The organism is Flavobacterium sp., assembly GCF_043720215.1.
In the GTDB taxonomy this organism is placed as follows: domain Bacteria; phylum Bacteroidota; class Bacteroidia; order Flavobacteriales; family Flavobacteriaceae; genus Flavobacterium.
On the sequence record NZ_JAYSSZ010000083.1, the window covers coordinates 1 to 14,374 of the forward strand.

Annotated in this window: 11 protein-coding genes and 1 pseudogene; 6 read left to right on the top strand and 6 right to left on the bottom strand. The window is 29.5% G+C overall.

Annotated features, from left to right (window positions below; translation table 11 throughout):
• Nucleotides 1–377 (top strand): annotated as a pseudogene (locus tag ACHZC3_RS04030) (class I SAM-dependent methyltransferase); the annotation flags it as partial.
• A gap of 71 nt (nt 378–448) precedes the next feature.
• Here the strand turns inward: ACHZC3_RS04030 and hutH are convergent.
• The 4 genes from hutH to ACHZC3_RS04050 all read right to left on the bottom strand — a co-directional run bounded on the left by hutH (nt 449) and on the right by ACHZC3_RS04050 (nt 4,890).
• Nucleotides 449–1,951, bottom strand: a complete 1,503-nt coding sequence (gene hutH, locus ACHZC3_RS04035) for a histidine ammonia-lyase (RefSeq protein ID WP_394758599.1) — start codon at nt 1,949–1,951, stop codon at nt 449–451.
• A 136-nt stretch (nt 1,952–2,087) separates the two neighbouring features.
• Nucleotides 2,088–2,651: a hypothetical protein gene (locus tag ACHZC3_RS04040; protein ID WP_394758600.1), complete on the bottom strand. Its 564-nt coding sequence runs from the start codon at nt 2,649–2,651 to the stop codon at nt 2,088–2,090.
• A 9-nt stretch (nt 2,652–2,660) separates the two neighbouring features.
• The gene (locus tag ACHZC3_RS04045) at nt 2,661–3,215 is read right to left on the bottom strand and encodes a hypothetical protein (RefSeq protein WP_394758601.1); all 555 of its coding nucleotides are present in this window, start codon (nt 3,213–3,215) and stop codon (nt 2,661–2,663) included.
• Nucleotides 3,216–3,222: 7 nt separating this feature from the next.
• Complete coding sequence (locus ACHZC3_RS04050; protein WP_394758602.1) at nt 3,223–4,890, bottom strand: hypothetical protein; 1,668 nt, start codon at nt 4,888–4,890, stop codon at nt 3,223–3,225.
• A 552-nt stretch (nt 4,891–5,442) separates the two neighbouring features.
• Here ACHZC3_RS04050 and gcvT point away from each other — a divergent pair.
• From gcvT to ACHZC3_RS04075, 5 genes are all read left to right on the top strand, one after another.
• On the top strand, nt 5,443–6,525 hold the full coding sequence (gcvT, locus tag ACHZC3_RS04055; RefSeq protein ID WP_394758603.1) for a glycine cleavage system aminomethyltransferase GcvT: 1,083 nt from the start codon (nt 5,443–5,445) through the stop codon (nt 6,523–6,525).
• A 4-nt stretch (nt 6,526–6,529) separates the two neighbouring features.
• The gene (locus tag ACHZC3_RS04060) at nt 6,530–8,548 is read left to right on the top strand and encodes a S41 family peptidase (protein ID WP_394758604.1); all 2,019 of its coding nucleotides are present in this window, start codon (nt 6,530–6,532) and stop codon (nt 8,546–8,548) included.
• Nucleotides 8,549–8,651: 103 nt separating this feature from the next.
• The gene (locus ACHZC3_RS04065) at nt 8,652–9,362 is read left to right on the top strand and encodes a YebC/PmpR family DNA-binding transcriptional regulator (RefSeq protein ID WP_394758605.1); all 711 of its coding nucleotides are present in this window, start codon (nt 8,652–8,654) and stop codon (nt 9,360–9,362) included.
• 19 nt (nt 9,363–9,381) lie between these two features.
• Complete coding sequence (locus ACHZC3_RS04070; protein WP_394758606.1) at nt 9,382–10,866, top strand: hypothetical protein; 1,485 nt, start codon at nt 9,382–9,384, stop codon at nt 10,864–10,866.
• Between the two features lie 177 nt (nt 10,867–11,043).
• Nucleotides 11,044–12,828: an ABC transporter ATP-binding protein gene (locus ACHZC3_RS04075; protein WP_394758607.1), complete on the top strand. Its 1,785-nt coding sequence runs from the start codon at nt 11,044–11,046 to the stop codon at nt 12,826–12,828.
• Between the two features lie 54 nt (nt 12,829–12,882).
• Here ACHZC3_RS04075 and ACHZC3_RS04080 read toward each other — a convergent pair whose 3' ends face one another.
• Both ACHZC3_RS04080 and ACHZC3_RS04085 read right to left on the bottom strand, forming a co-directional pair.
• Nucleotides 12,883–13,923 carry a PLP-dependent cysteine synthase family protein gene (locus ACHZC3_RS04080; RefSeq protein WP_394758608.1) on the bottom strand — a complete coding sequence of 347 codons (1,041 nt, stop codon included), beginning with the start codon at nt 13,921–13,923 and terminating at the stop codon, nt 12,883–12,885.
• A gap of 76 nt (nt 13,924–13,999) precedes the next feature.
• Nucleotides 14,000–14,374: prolyl oligopeptidase family serine peptidase (locus tag ACHZC3_RS04085; RefSeq protein WP_394758609.1), on the bottom strand; the 375-nt coding region annotated here is incomplete at its 5' end.

The following is a 14,374-nucleotide window of genomic DNA, read 5'->3' on the forward strand; positions in this document are numbered from 1 at the left end:
AAAATTTTGATTTATTAATCACAAAACTCAAAGAAAAATTAAATATAAATGGTGTAATTGTGTCTTATGATCCATTAGAAACAAGTTTGCCTATAAAAATGATTAGAGCCTTATACAGACCTTTTCAAGATGATAAAGATTGGGAATGGCCATTTACAAAATCAACTTTAACCAAAATAAAAAATAATTTTGATTTGGTCGAAATTAGAGGGATTTTAGGCAAAAGCAAATACGGTGTTCTAATAAATTTATTACCACTAAATAATGCTTTCAAAACAAGAATAATAGCACAAATGGTTGCAAAAGATTGGAATATAAAAAAAATTGAACAAGTATATTCTTGCATGCACACCACCATGTTACTCCGCAAAAAATAAATTAATACACTAACAAAAAAGAATGTCCAATTTTACTACTAAAATTGGGCATTCTTTTTTGTTAATTTACTTTATTCCAAATCATCTATTTGAAAACTGTTCAAAAATAAAATAGCCTTTTCAATATCATAATGCAAAATTCTATCTTCGGTAACTAACGGTACTTCTTCTCTAAACGATTTCAGGAACATTTCTATAAAATCACTCGATTGTAATGGTCTTCTAAACTCAATTGCTTGTGAAGCATTCATTAATTCGATAGCTAAAATACGTTCTAGATTTTCAACAATTTTCAACGTTTTTGTCGCAGCATTTGCGCCCATACTTACATGATCTTCTTGTCCGTTGCTAGAAACAATACTATCAATACTTGCAGGTGTTGCAAGTTGTTTGTTCTGACTAGCAATACTTGCTGCGGTATATTGCGGAATCATAAATCCTGAATTTAAACCTGGATTACTCACTAAAAACGGAGGTAAATCTCGTAAACCAGATATTAACTGGTAGGTTCTTCTTTCGGAAATACTTCCTAATTCTGCCACAGCAATTCCTAGAAAATCTAATGCCAAAGCCAAAGGTTGACCGTGAAAATTTCCACCAGAAATTATAATATCACTTTCTATAAAAATATTCGGATTATCAGTTACTGAATTAATTTCGGTTTTAAATGTTTTTCTTGCATAATCGAAAGCGTCTTTACTGGCGCCATGAACCTGAGGAATACAGCGAAAAGAATACGGATCTTGAACATGCTTTTTCTCTTGAGCGATAATTTGACTTCCTTCTAATAATTCATTGAAACGACGAGCGGTATTTATTTGTCCTTTGTGCGGACGAACCATTTGTATTAACTCATTAAACGGTTCAATTCTTCCATCGAAACCTTCTAGGGAAATTGCTGCAATAACATCCGCTAAATAAGATAATTTCGAAATTTTTATTAACGAATAAACGCCGTAAGCACTCATAAATTGAGTCCCGTTTAATAATGCCAAACCTTCTTTAGATTGCAAAACGATTGGCTTCCAACCCATTTTATCTAAAACTTTATGAGCAGGCTGTCTAAAACCTTCATAAAATACTTCGCCTTCTCCTAATAATGGTAATGATAAATGCGCTAAAGGAGCTAAATCTCCCGATGCACCGAGTGAACCTTGCGTATAAATTATGGGAAGAATATCATTATTATAAAAATCGATTAATCGATTTACAGTCTGCAATTGCACTCCAGAATGTCCATAGCTTAAGGATTGTATTTTAAGTAACAACATCAGTTTTACAATCTCTTGCGGTACTTCATCACCAGTTCCACAAGCATGAGATTTAACTAGATTTTCTTGTAATTTAGACAAGTTTTCATCAGAAATAATCACATTGCAAAGTGAACCAAATCCTGTATTGATACCATAAATTGGTTTGTCATTATTTAGCATCTTCTTATCTAAATAAGCACGACATTTTTCGATATTTAAAGTCGCTTCTTCTGAAAGTGCAATTTGTTTTCCTTCGTAAATAATTTGAGCTACTTCTTCAATAGAAATAACATCGGAAGTAATATAATGAGTATTGTTCATTTTCGATTTTTAAGACTCCAAAATTCTGCAAATGTTTGCTAAAATGCAACATTTGTTTATAATATTATCAAAAACATATTTATTAAATATTATTGAAAAACAAAAGAGAAGCAGTTGCTTCTCTTTTTCTACTAATTTAGAATGCATAACCAATTCTAATATGTAAATCTAATGCGGTTTCTCCTTTGTTATCTAGATAACCATATTTTTTTAAAAATGTCTGTCTGTAACCCAGACCAACCCCTAATTCGTAGTTAAATTTACTATCTGCGATATTTCTTCTAATTCCCCATTTCGGAATTATAGTAATTTGATCATAAACAATAACATTTGAATTATTAGAAATCACAAACCAGTCTGGATAATAATTTAATGCTGCCGTTACAAAACTTACTCCATTATTCTTAATATTTTTACTTTTAGAAGCTCTTTTTTCTAAATTATAATACCATCTTGGTTCTAAAGCAATAACTGGCGCTAATAAAAAAGTATTTTTATCACGAACTTCACCTCCGAAAAAACCTGCTTCAAGCCCTATTTCTGAGCGCAACGCAATTGAATTTGTAAGTCTTACTTCATTACTTCCCCAAATTCCTAAAATCCCTGTTTGCACATTAAATAATGACTTTTCTAAACTAATATCTTGAGAATAATTAGTTTGAAAAACTAACAAAATTAATATACCAATATTTTTTTTCATATTTTTATTTTAAAAGATTACCCCTAGTGAAATACCATAACCATTTATATTATAGTTTTCATTATTTAAATTATTTTGCAAATAAATTTGTTTAGATTTTTTATAAATATCAACATAATAAGATATATCTTCATCATGCTCGAGGATTACTCCAGCTCCAAATTTTGAACTTGTTCCATTTCCATTGAATGAATCTGACCATTTTAAGTTTTTACCAGTTTGTAAGTATACAAAAAAAATATTTTCAGCATTACTCCCTGAAAAAGCTCTTAAATCAAAAATTAAAGGAGTCGATAAAAAAGTTCTATTAATATTCCAATCTAAACTAATTCCAGCTGAAAGTGCAATATGATCAAAAAATTTTGCTCCGTGAATAGTGTTTATGTCAAGACCAAAACCATTTTTAGTTTCTTTGCTATCTTTACTACCAAAATTTGAAAAATAACTTTCCGTATTTTTTGTAATAGATAGTGAAGTCATATTTATATATTCAATTTTACTCTTTTTATTTTGAGAGTATAAAAAAGATGTGAATAATAAAGATAGTGTAAGAAATTTTTTCATAATTTTTTTAATCTATTCCAATACTAAATTTGCTTCCATGCCAAGTACCACCACGACGGGCTGCGCCTATTATCTTTACTCTAAAATTTGAAGGTCTAGCAAGTTGGTTTCCTGCTCCTACTGAAGAAACACTCCATGTTCCACTAGCAGATTCAGAAGCATTAACTCTAATTTCACCTCCCCAATCAAAAGTTCTTTTACGGACACCTATGTTAAATCCTTGATCTAAGACTGATTTTTGTATAATTAGTTTACCTGTTTGAGGAAATCTAAAAACTGCTGTTCTGTTTGCAGGTGGGGTATATGAACTATTATTTTGTGCACTTCTCAATGATGAAGTTACCAATGTATAAAGATTATTGTAAAATAAGTTATTTAATTTAGATGCATTTAAATTACTATCTATACCATTTTGAATACCATTATCTAGTACATCCCAACCAGTTTGATAAAATTCAAAAGTTAATCCCATACCATCATTTTGAAAAATTGGAGACAATGATGATGCGTCAAAGTAAGTGGTTGATGCCGCACCTAAATTTGGTAAAGTCATAGTTGGATTAGGCATAGTATAATTTGGACTAAACGTGATTTTTTGATTATTCATAAAAAAATGTGCTTGTCTCATGACATCAGTCACTTGATTATTCCCAAGCATAACATCTAAATCATACTGAAACTGTGCCGCTTCTACAACAAGCCTAATTTCATCAGTTGCCTCAACTCTCCAAAAACCAGTCCAACCTTTATATTGATGAACACATTTTACACCCATATGATAAACTAACAAATAATTATAATTGAAAGCTTTAGTTTTAACTCTCCTTCTATCTTCGTATTTGTCAATACATACATTATTGTCTCCAAAAAGATTACCAAAAAGTCCACTATCCGGAGAGCAATTACCTAAGTAAGATAAAAAAGATAGATAACTTGGGTCTGAATTCGTATTGTTATAAACTCCAGAACGAGCCCCCCCGCTTCCACCGCCACAAGGAATACCCTCAGAAATATAGCAATCATCAGGAGGTGGGATTTTAAAATAACTAATATCCTCATTTATAACTGTAACTCCATCAATATAATCTGAAGGAAATTCTGCAAGAATAGCTTGTTTAACAGGTAATGTCGTTTCAACTCTTAAGTCTAAAGAAATATTTTTTGAAATTAAATACTCTTCCATAATATCTAGCTTAATTTCTTTAGTAAAAAACAAACCAACATCTGTATATTTATAAATTTCATCTGCAACTTGAATCTCTGCATCTGAATTTAAAAATGCTGCAAAAGCATCATCTCCAATAATATCTTCTATATCATCTAAATAATCAAAAGAATCTTCTTCTGTAGTTTTAGAATAATCATTATTTCTTATTTTTTCTTTGTAATGTTCAAATAAAAATACCTCATTACTTTCTGTAACTATTGGTCTTAAAGAATAAAACCCATTTTTATACATTGGTTCTAAAAATTTACTTAATTTTTCATCAGAAGCTTCTGCATATTGTTTGTATACTCTAACTAACGCTTCTTTACTTTGAAAAACCATTCTACCGTCTTTTAAACTTAAATCGGCACTAATCTTTTGTGAGTTTGAATCTTCAAATAATTCTGTTTCACAAGAACTAAAAACAGTAGTAATAAGTACTACTGCAATAATAACAATTTTTTTCATTATATTAATGTAAATCCCATTCCCACACTTGTGGATAAAGACAGATTTGGATGTTTTTTAGTTAATTCATCTGCCTCTAACATCCTTATTTACATCTTCTTATAACTTCTTCTTCTATACAATTTATTTCATACATGAAAAAAATTGAACTTTAAGGGAATTTCCGATTATAAATTGTTCTGTTAAATTTTAACAGTCACACTTTATAAAAAATTACAAAGCGTGGAACTGTACACTGTTCTAATCCGAGGTATCGCCAAACACCCAGTACACAAAAACAGGACAGCCCACGCCTGCGCGTGAGCATTTACCTATTTACTCTGTGTACTTAAAAATTTTGGCGATTTTCGAATCAGAGTATTTTAAAGCTTAATGCTATATATTTTCCTAAAATATTATTATCTTTTCATAATTGAATTAATTTTCGCAAAGATATTAAAATAATTATGACTATCCTTAACAAGATTTTAAATAATTTTTTTCTTTTTTAAGCACTTCTTTTTTAAGAAAAATCAATAAATTAGCAGCTTAAAATTATATTCAAAAAACACAATGAAAAATACAGCATTAACACACATTCACGAAAGTTTAGGAGCTAAGATGGTTCCATTTGCAGGTTACAATATGCCTGTTCAATATGAAGGAGTAAACGCAGAACATGAGATTGTTCGTACTGGAGTTGGTGTTTTTGATGTTTCTCATATGGGAGAATTTTTCTTAAAAGGCGAAAACGCTTTGGCATTAATACAAAAAGTAACTTCAAACGATGCTTCAAAATTAGTTGACGGAAAAGCACAATATTCTTGTTTACCAAACAATGATGGCGGAATTGTAGACGATTTAATCATTTATAAAATTGCAGACAATAATTATATGTTAGTTGTAAATGCTTCAAACATAGAAAAAGATTGGAACTGGATTTCATCACACAATGATTTGGGTGTCGATATGCAAAATCTTTCTGATGGTTACTCATTACTAGCTATTCAAGGTCCAAAAGCTGCCGAAGCCATGCAATCATTAACTTCTATCGATTTGATAAACATGCCATATTATTCTTTTCAAATTGGAGAATTTGCAGGTTTAAAAGATGTAACTGTTTCAGCAACTGGTTATACTGGTTCTGGTGGTTTTGAGATTTATTTCAAAAATGAAGATGCAGAAGCTATTTGGAATAAAATTTTTGAAGCTGGAAAACCTTTCGGAATCAAACCTATTGGATTAGCTGCTCGTGATACTTTACGTTTAGAAATGGGATTCTGTTTGTACGGAAACGATATCAACGATACCACTTCACCATTAGAAGCCGGATTGGGTTGGATTACAAAATTTGATAAAGAATTTACTAATTCAGCTAATTTAAAAAAGCAAAAAGAAGAAGGTGTTTCTAAAAAATTAGTTGCTTTTGAAATGCAAGAACGCGCTGTGCCTCGTCACGATTACGAAATTGTTGATGCCACTGGAAATGTAATAGGAATTGTAACTTCAGGAACTATGTCGCCAAGTATGAATGTTGGAATTGGTCTAGGTTATGTACCAACTTCATTTTCTGCAGTTGACAGCGATATTTTTATCAGAATTAGAAAAAATGATGTATTAGCAAAAGTGGTAAAATTGCCGTTTTATAAAAAATAAATAATTGAGAAAAATAATTTTATTTCTGATTTTGTTTTTCTCAAAAGAAATAACTGCGCAATCTGAAACGAATGCTTGTATTACTTTATCTAAAATTGACGCATTAGTTAAAGAGTTTCATTACAGACCAAAGCCGATAAATGATAGTTTATCGGCTTATCTTTTTACTACTTTTCTGCAAACTTTAGATGACCGAAATGATTTGTTTTTAGAATCCGAGATTAACGTTCTTAAAAAACATAAATACAAACTAGACAATTATATAAATAGTCAAGATTGCAACTTCTTAAACGAATTTTATACGACATATAAAAATGCCGTTAATCGACACTCTACTATTATAGAAACTATAAAAAAAGAATATTTCACTTTAGATAGTCCTGAAATAATTAGATTTTATAAAAAAAGTACACCTTATTTCAAAAACGAGAGCGAATTAAAAAGAGTGAATAAAAAACGTATGCTTTTTGATGTCCTCAAAGACGTTTCTGAAATTAGCCACAATAAAGATTCCCTAGTAAACGTATTTAATAGTATTTCACAAACTTCTAAACAAAAAGTTTTTGATGATTATTCTTGTGAGTCTACAAAGTATAATCTTTCAATAGAAGAATTTAACACCCGATTTTTTACTGTTTTTTGTGCTTATTTCGATCCACATACCGAATATTTTTCAACAAATGAAAAATCTGATTTTCTATCATATGTAAGTGCTGACAACTACACTTTTGGACTTACGCTTTCTGTAAAAGAAAAAAATAATATTTCAGTAGTTGAAATATTACCTGGTAGTTCTGCTTACTTTTCAGAAAAAGTTGAATTAGGAGATCAATTCATCAAAATCAAATCAAAAGAAGAAGAATACTTAGTAAATTGCTATAATTTTGAAAAAATAGAAAAAACACTAAGTTCTAACGAGCACAAAAATGGTTCTTTTACTCTCAGGAAAAAAAGTGGAGAAGTTTACACCGTAAACCTCACTAAACAAATAATGAAAGATTACCAAAACAGTGTCTATAGTTATATACTAGAAAGAGATAATCATAAAACAGGCTATATAAAAATTCCTAGTTTTTATTCCACTTTAGAAAATGGAAAAACTAATGTTAGTGATGATGTAAGCAAAGAAATTTTTAAACTAAAAGAAGATGCTATTTCTGGTTTAATAATAGACTTAGAGAACAACGGAGGAGGTTCTATGCAAGAAGCAATAAATATGTGCGGTCTATTTATAAATACCTTGTATTTAGGACAAGATAGAAATAAAACAAACAAGGAAGGAATTATTGGAAATCGAAAATCAAAAAGTATTTACACAGGTCCAATCATTATTTTAATAAATGGATTTTCAGCATCAGCAAGTGAGTTTTTTGCAAATGCCATGCAAGATTACAATCTGGCAGTTGTAGTTGGAACAAAATCATTAGGAAAAGCCACTTATCAAGAAATTTTACCTTTAAAAGACGAAAAAGACAAATTTGTAAAAGTAACTCTTGGCAAATTTTATCGAGTGACTGGAAAAAGCAATCAATATAATGGTATAAAACCTGATATTGAAATACCAAATATATTTGACGATCAAATGCCAAGAGAAAATAGTTTTAAAACTGCTTTCAAGAATGATACTGTTGAAAGTATAGTAAACACCGATAATTTTCCAATGAATGAAAAGCAAAAAAAAGCTATTTTACATTATACCAAAAAAACAGAAACCAATACAGAATTTCAAAAAATAATCAGACTAAAAGCAAAGTTTAATCAAATTTATACATCTAGCCTGCCTCCTATTACTCTAAAGTTTAATACTCTTTTTGATAAATTAAGTGAGTTTACAAAAAGTTGGAAAGAAATAGAAGAATTTACTAAAACAGAATATTCTTTTGGTGCAACAAATACAACTTATGATACACAAAAATCCAGTATAAATAATTACTTAGAATCTATAAATAAGAAACAAATTAAGAATTTAAAAACAAACTTCCGTATTTTTGAAGCAATCAGAATTATGGAGGATTTAAAATAATGGAGTGTATTTTTTAAAATTTTTCTAAAAAACTAATATAAAATATTTTAAAACAATTGAATAATTCTATTTTTGCACTAATTTAAAATAAACTCATAAAGAAATGGGAAGAGCATTCGAATTTAGAAAAGGAAGAAAAATGAAGCGTTGGTCGGCAATGGCCAAAGCATTTACCAGAATTGGTAAAGATATTGTCATGGCGGTTAAAGAAGGTGGGCCAAATCCTGAAGCAAATTCAAGATTAAGAGCTGTGATACAAAACTCGAAGGCAGTAAATATGCCGAAGGAAAATGTAGAACGTGCTATTAAGAAAGCAACTGACAAAGACACAGCAAACTATAAAGAAATACTTTTTGAAGGTTATGCACCACACGGAATTGCGATTTTAATAGAAACTGCTTCCGACAATAATAACAGGACTGTTGCTAATATTAGAAGCTATTTTAATAAATGTAATGGAACAATGGGAACGCAAGGTTCGGTTGAATTTATGTTTGACCATACTTGTAATTTTCGAATTCCTGCAAACGGAATGGATCCAGAAGAATTAGAATTAGAATTAATCGATTTTGGTGCAGAAGAAGTTTTTGAAGATGAAGACGGAATCTTAATTTACGGACCTTTTGGTAGCTTCGGAACCATTCAAAAAGAATTAGAAACAAGAGGAATTGAAATTTTATCTTCTGGTTTTGAACGTATTCCACAAATCACAAAAGAACTTACCGAAGCTCAAATGGCTGATGTAGAAAAATTAATAGAAAAAATTGAGGAAGATGACGACGTAATGAACGTATATCATACTATGCAAGAATAATCATACTTGAAAAAACGAAATGAAAAAATATATTTATATAATATTAATATTAAACTTTACTTTACTTCATTCTCAACAAACATCAATCAGATGGTCTGAATCATTTAAAAATAAGGAAATAATTCCCTTAGGAGAAATAAACAATAGTTATTATATTGCTAGAATAAATGATGAAAACAGAATTGTAACTTCAATATATACTAAAGATTTAAAGATATATAAAGAAGTTACCAGTGAATATATTTTTAAAGATAAAGAAATTCAATACTGCAGTTCTAAACTTTTAAATGATAAGTTGATTCATTTTATAAAAGAGTTTAATTTTGAAGAAAAAAAAATCGAATTATTTGCTTATATATATGACTTAAATTTAGAAAAACCTTATACTAAAATTTTACTTTCTACATGTGATTTATCTAAAATTTCTGGAGGAATCGTAGGATTAAAAAATGGAACTGGATCTTGGGCACCTATATTTCAATTTGAGATTAAGTTCTCACCAAACAATAATTATTTTTTTATTGTTCAAAATAATTTAATAGCAAATGGTGGATTATATTCTCGTATAGAAAAAAGAAAGCAAATAAAAGTATTTGAAGTTGAAAAACTAGATAAACCAAAATATGAATATACATTTAAAGATAATGATTACTATATAAATTTGAATTCAATACTAATTGATAACACCGCAAATTTATATATTACCTTATTGTATCATTTCAAAAACGATAATTACACTATACAAAGCAAAAACCTTTATTCATTAATAGTTGTTAATTCAAAATTAGAAGAAAAAGTATTAAAATACGGATTTGAGGAAAATCTTGCTACAACATCTTTAAATGTTTTATTTGAAGATGATAAGTTTTATGTTACAGGATTCAAATCAGATATTAAAGAAAAAAGGTTTCCTGGAAAATTTTACTTGACTGAATATGATTCAAATACATTACAAGAGACTAACTCAATCGAAAAGACAATTGAAAATCTTTATCCAAAAGAATTAAAATCAAAAGACAAAATACCTTATGTCGTTGAAACTATAAAAAAGTTTCCGAATAATGAAATTCTAATAGTTACTAAACAATTTAATATTGGAACTGAAGTTGAATATGGAGATATAGCCATTTTAAAGTTAACAAATAAAAGTGAAGTAAGTTTTGTTTATAAAATACCTTATTATTTGAAAGGAAATAGCCTCAGAAAAACAGGTAATACTTCATCAGTGTGCATCGATAATGATAATAAGCTAAATATATTTATTGAAGATAATTTAGACAATATAAATTATACTGAAGAAAAAAATTATAATGATGTTTCAAATTTTAACGCTAATAAAAATGGAATTTATCTTTATGAATTTTCAGAAAAAGGATTAATAAACAGACAAATTATTATAAATCAAAAAGAATCTAATGAAAGATTAATTCTAAGGAATATAATAAAAACTAGTGGTAATTTTTTATTATTAGGTCTAGAACAAATTGGCGTATTAAAATTCTAATTAATCATTAATACTTGAATATTATTAAAAACTAGATTTATAATAATAAACATTAAACGCTGTTTCGTCTTAAAAAATGAAACAGCGTTTTTTTTATATTAAATTTAACTAAAAACCAAAATTACAACCATTTATAAATCTACCATTTGTAGTATTTTTGTGGTAAAACAAATCCAAATGGCTAGACGAATAGAAAATGATTTACCAAAATCTAAAATTACCTCATCTTCATTAAACAAAGCAAAATTAATCTTCAAATATGCTGGAAATCATAAATGGAAATTCTATCTTGGATTGGTTTTTTTATTACTAACAGGCGCTACTGCTTTAGCCTTTCCAAAACTAATGGGAATGTTAGTCGATTGTGTGAATGCAAAAGATCTATCGAAAGCAAATAACATTGCATTAGGATTGCTTTTTATTTTACTTTTTCAATCTTTTTTCTCTTTTTTCAGAATATCATTATTTGTAAATTATACCGAAAATACATTGGCTAATTTACGCCTAGCTTTATACAGCAACTTGATAAAATTGCCTATGGATTTTTTTACTCAAAAAAGTGCAGGCGAATTAAACAGTCGAATTAGCACCGACATCAATCAAATATCAGACACTTTAGCCACTACTATTGCAGAATTTTTACGACAATTTATATTAATAATTGGCAGTTTTATTCTATTATCCTTTATCAATATCAAATTAACTCTGATGATGGTATCAGTAGTGCCGCTTGTAGCTATTATTGCTGTTTTCTTTGGAAGATTCATCAGAAAATATGCGAAAAAACTGCAAGATCAAGTTGCTGAAAGTCAAGAAATAGTTGTCGAATCTATGCAAGCCATTACAGTTGTTAAAGCTTTTGCAAACGAATGGTACGAAATTGCTCGTTACAAAAATAAAATAAGTGAAGTTGTAAAAGTCGCTATAAAAGGAGGACAATATAGAGGTTATTTTGCTTCGTTTATTATTTTCTGTATGTTCGGAACAGTTGTAGCTGTCATTTGGTATGGTGTTACACTTAGTATTGCTGGAGAAATAACGGTTGGTGACTTAATCTCATTTGTACTCTACTCTACTTATGTAGGGGTCTCTTCGGGTGGAATTGCCGAATTGTATGCACAAATACAAAAAGCAGTTGGAGCAACTGAACGTGTTTTCGAATTATTAGAAGAAACTCCAGAGAAAATAAACACAACACAATTATCTAATACAGAAAAAATAAAAGGAGAGGTAACTTTTGAGAATGTAGCATTTACGTATCCGTCTAGAAAAGAAATTCAGGTTTTAAAAGATGTTAGTTTCAAAGCTAGTTTTGGACAAAAAATAGCTATTGTAGGACCAAGTGGAGCTGGGAAATCGACAATATCCTCATTATTGCTTCGTTTTTACGATATAGAAAGTGGTTCGATTCTTATAGATGATAAAAATATTTATGATTATGATTTAGAACATCTTCGTGGTAATATGAGTATTGTGCCACAAGATGTCATTTTATTTGGTGGAAGCATTAGAGAAAACATTGCTTACGGAAAACCAGATGCATCTGAAGAAGAAATTAAGAATGCTGCCAAACAAGCTAATGCGCTAAACTTTATAAATGGTTTCCCTGAGAAATTTGAAACTATTGTTGGAGAACGAGGAATCAAATTATCTGGAGGACAACGCCAACGAATTGCTATTGCCCGTGCTTTGTTAAAAAATCCTAGTATTCTAATTCTTGACGAAGCAACCTCATCACTAGATAGCGAAAGCGAAAAACTAGTTCAAGAAGCTTTAGAAACACTAATGAAAGGAAGGACTAGTATTATTATTGCACATCGATTATCTACGATTAGAAACGCTGATACGATTTTAGTTCTTGACAATGGTGTCATTACAGAACAAGGAACGCACAAAGAGTTGATAGAAATAGAAAATGGTATTTATAAGAATTTAAGTAACTTACAGTTTAGAGATTTTTAGAAAACAAAAAACTCCAGAAAAATCTGGAGTTTTTTATATCAAATCGTTAAAATTTTATTTTATATATTCTATTTTCTGAGCCTCTTCAAGATTTATACTATCAAAGAAACCTTGAGCATTCATCCATTCGTCACTAAATACTTTGCTCATATAACGTGAACCGTGATCAGGAAAAATTGCAATAACATTGCTGTTTTCATCAAACTCACCTTCGTCTGCATATTGCAAAATAGCTTGCATAACTGCTCCTGAAGTATATCCTACAAAAAGACCTTCAGTTTTTGCAATATTTCTTGTCATGTGAGCACTTTCTTCATCGGTAACTTTGACGAATTTGTCTATTAAATCAAAATCCGTTGCTGTAGGAATCAAGTTTTTACCTAAACCTTCTATTCTATAAGGATAAATTTCGTCGTTATCGAATTCTTTAGTTTCGTGATATTTTTTTATCACAGAACCAAAAGCATCAACACCTAAAATTCTAATATTCGGGTTTTGTTCTTTTAAAAATTTGGCAGCGCCAGAAAGTGTTCCTCCTGTTCCTGTACAAGCAATTAAGTGTGTAATTTGCCCATTAGTTTGTTCCCAAATTTCAGGTCCAGTAGATTTATAATGTGCATCAATATTTAATTGGTTAAAATATTGATTGATATATACTGATCCTTTCGTTTCTTCGTGCAAACGTTTTGCTACATTATAATAAGAACGTTCGTCATCAGCAGATACATGTGCTGGACAAACATAAACTTTCGCCCCTAAACTACGTAACATATCTATTTTATCTGCAGAAGATTTAGAGCTTACTGCTAGAATACATTCATATCCTTTTATAATACTAACCATTGCTAAACTAAAACCTGTATTACCAGAGGTAGTTTCTATAATTGTATCTCCGGGTTTTAATATTCCTTGTTTTTCAGCTTCTTCAATGATATATAATGCGATCCTGTCTTTAGTAGAATGTCCTGGATTAAAGGCCTCCACTTTAGCATAAAAATTACCTTTCAATTCTTCAGTAATTTTATTGATTTTAATAAGTGGGGTGTTACCTATTAGTTCCAAAACGTTATTATAAGCTTTTATATTTTGTTTCATATTATAGTAAATCGAGGCATTATTTTTTAATATTTAATAACTCCAAAACTTTGCAAATGTATAAAAAAAAAATTAATTATTTCGTAATTCCTTCTAAATCTAACAAAAAACTAAATTCTTTAGCAACTTCTTTCAGTGCTTCAAAGCGTCCAGATGCACCTCCATGTCCAGCATCCATATTAGTATCTAAGAAAAGAAAATTATCATCCTTTTTCAAAGTTCTTAATTTTGCCACCCATTTTGCTGGTTCCCAATATTGCACTTGCGAATCATGGAGTCCTGTGGTTACTAACATATTTGGATATTTTTGTGCAATAACATTGTCATATGGCGAATACGATTTCATATAATCGTAATATTTTTTTACGTTAGGATTTCCCCATTCGTCATATTCTCCTGTTGTTAATGGTATAGAATCGTCTAACATCGTCGTAATTACATCTACAAATGG

Excerpts from the sequence above, each read along its gene's own strand:
- hutH (WP_394758599.1), bottom strand. The coding sequence starts at position 1,951 with ATGAACAATACTCATTATATTACTTCCGATGTTATTTCTATTGAAGAA.
- ACHZC3_RS04040 (WP_394758600.1), bottom strand. The coding sequence starts at position 2,651 with ATGAAAAAAAATATTGGTATATTAATTTTGTTAGTTTTTCAAACTAAT.
- ACHZC3_RS04045 (WP_394758601.1), bottom strand. The coding sequence starts at position 3,215 with ATGAAAAAATTTCTTACACTATCTTTATTATTCACATCTTTTTTATAC.
- ACHZC3_RS04050 (WP_394758602.1), bottom strand. The coding sequence starts at position 4,890 with ATGAAAAAAATTGTTATTATTGCAGTAGTACTTATTACTACTGTTTTT.
- gcvT (WP_394758603.1), top strand. The coding sequence starts at position 5,443 with ATGAAAAATACAGCATTAACACACATTCACGAAAGTTTAGGAGCTAAG.
- ACHZC3_RS04065 (WP_394758605.1), top strand. The coding sequence starts at position 8,652 with ATGGGAAGAGCATTCGAATTTAGAAAAGGAAGAAAAATGAAGCGTTGG.
- ACHZC3_RS04070 (WP_394758606.1), top strand. The coding sequence starts at position 9,382 with ATGAAAAAATATATTTATATAATATTAATATTAAACTTTACTTTACTT.
- ACHZC3_RS04075 (WP_394758607.1), top strand. The coding sequence starts at position 11,044 with ATGGCTAGACGAATAGAAAATGATTTACCAAAATCTAAAATTACCTCA.
- ACHZC3_RS04080 (WP_394758608.1), bottom strand. The coding sequence starts at position 13,923 with ATGAAACAAAATATAAAAGCTTATAATAACGTTTTGGAACTAATAGGT.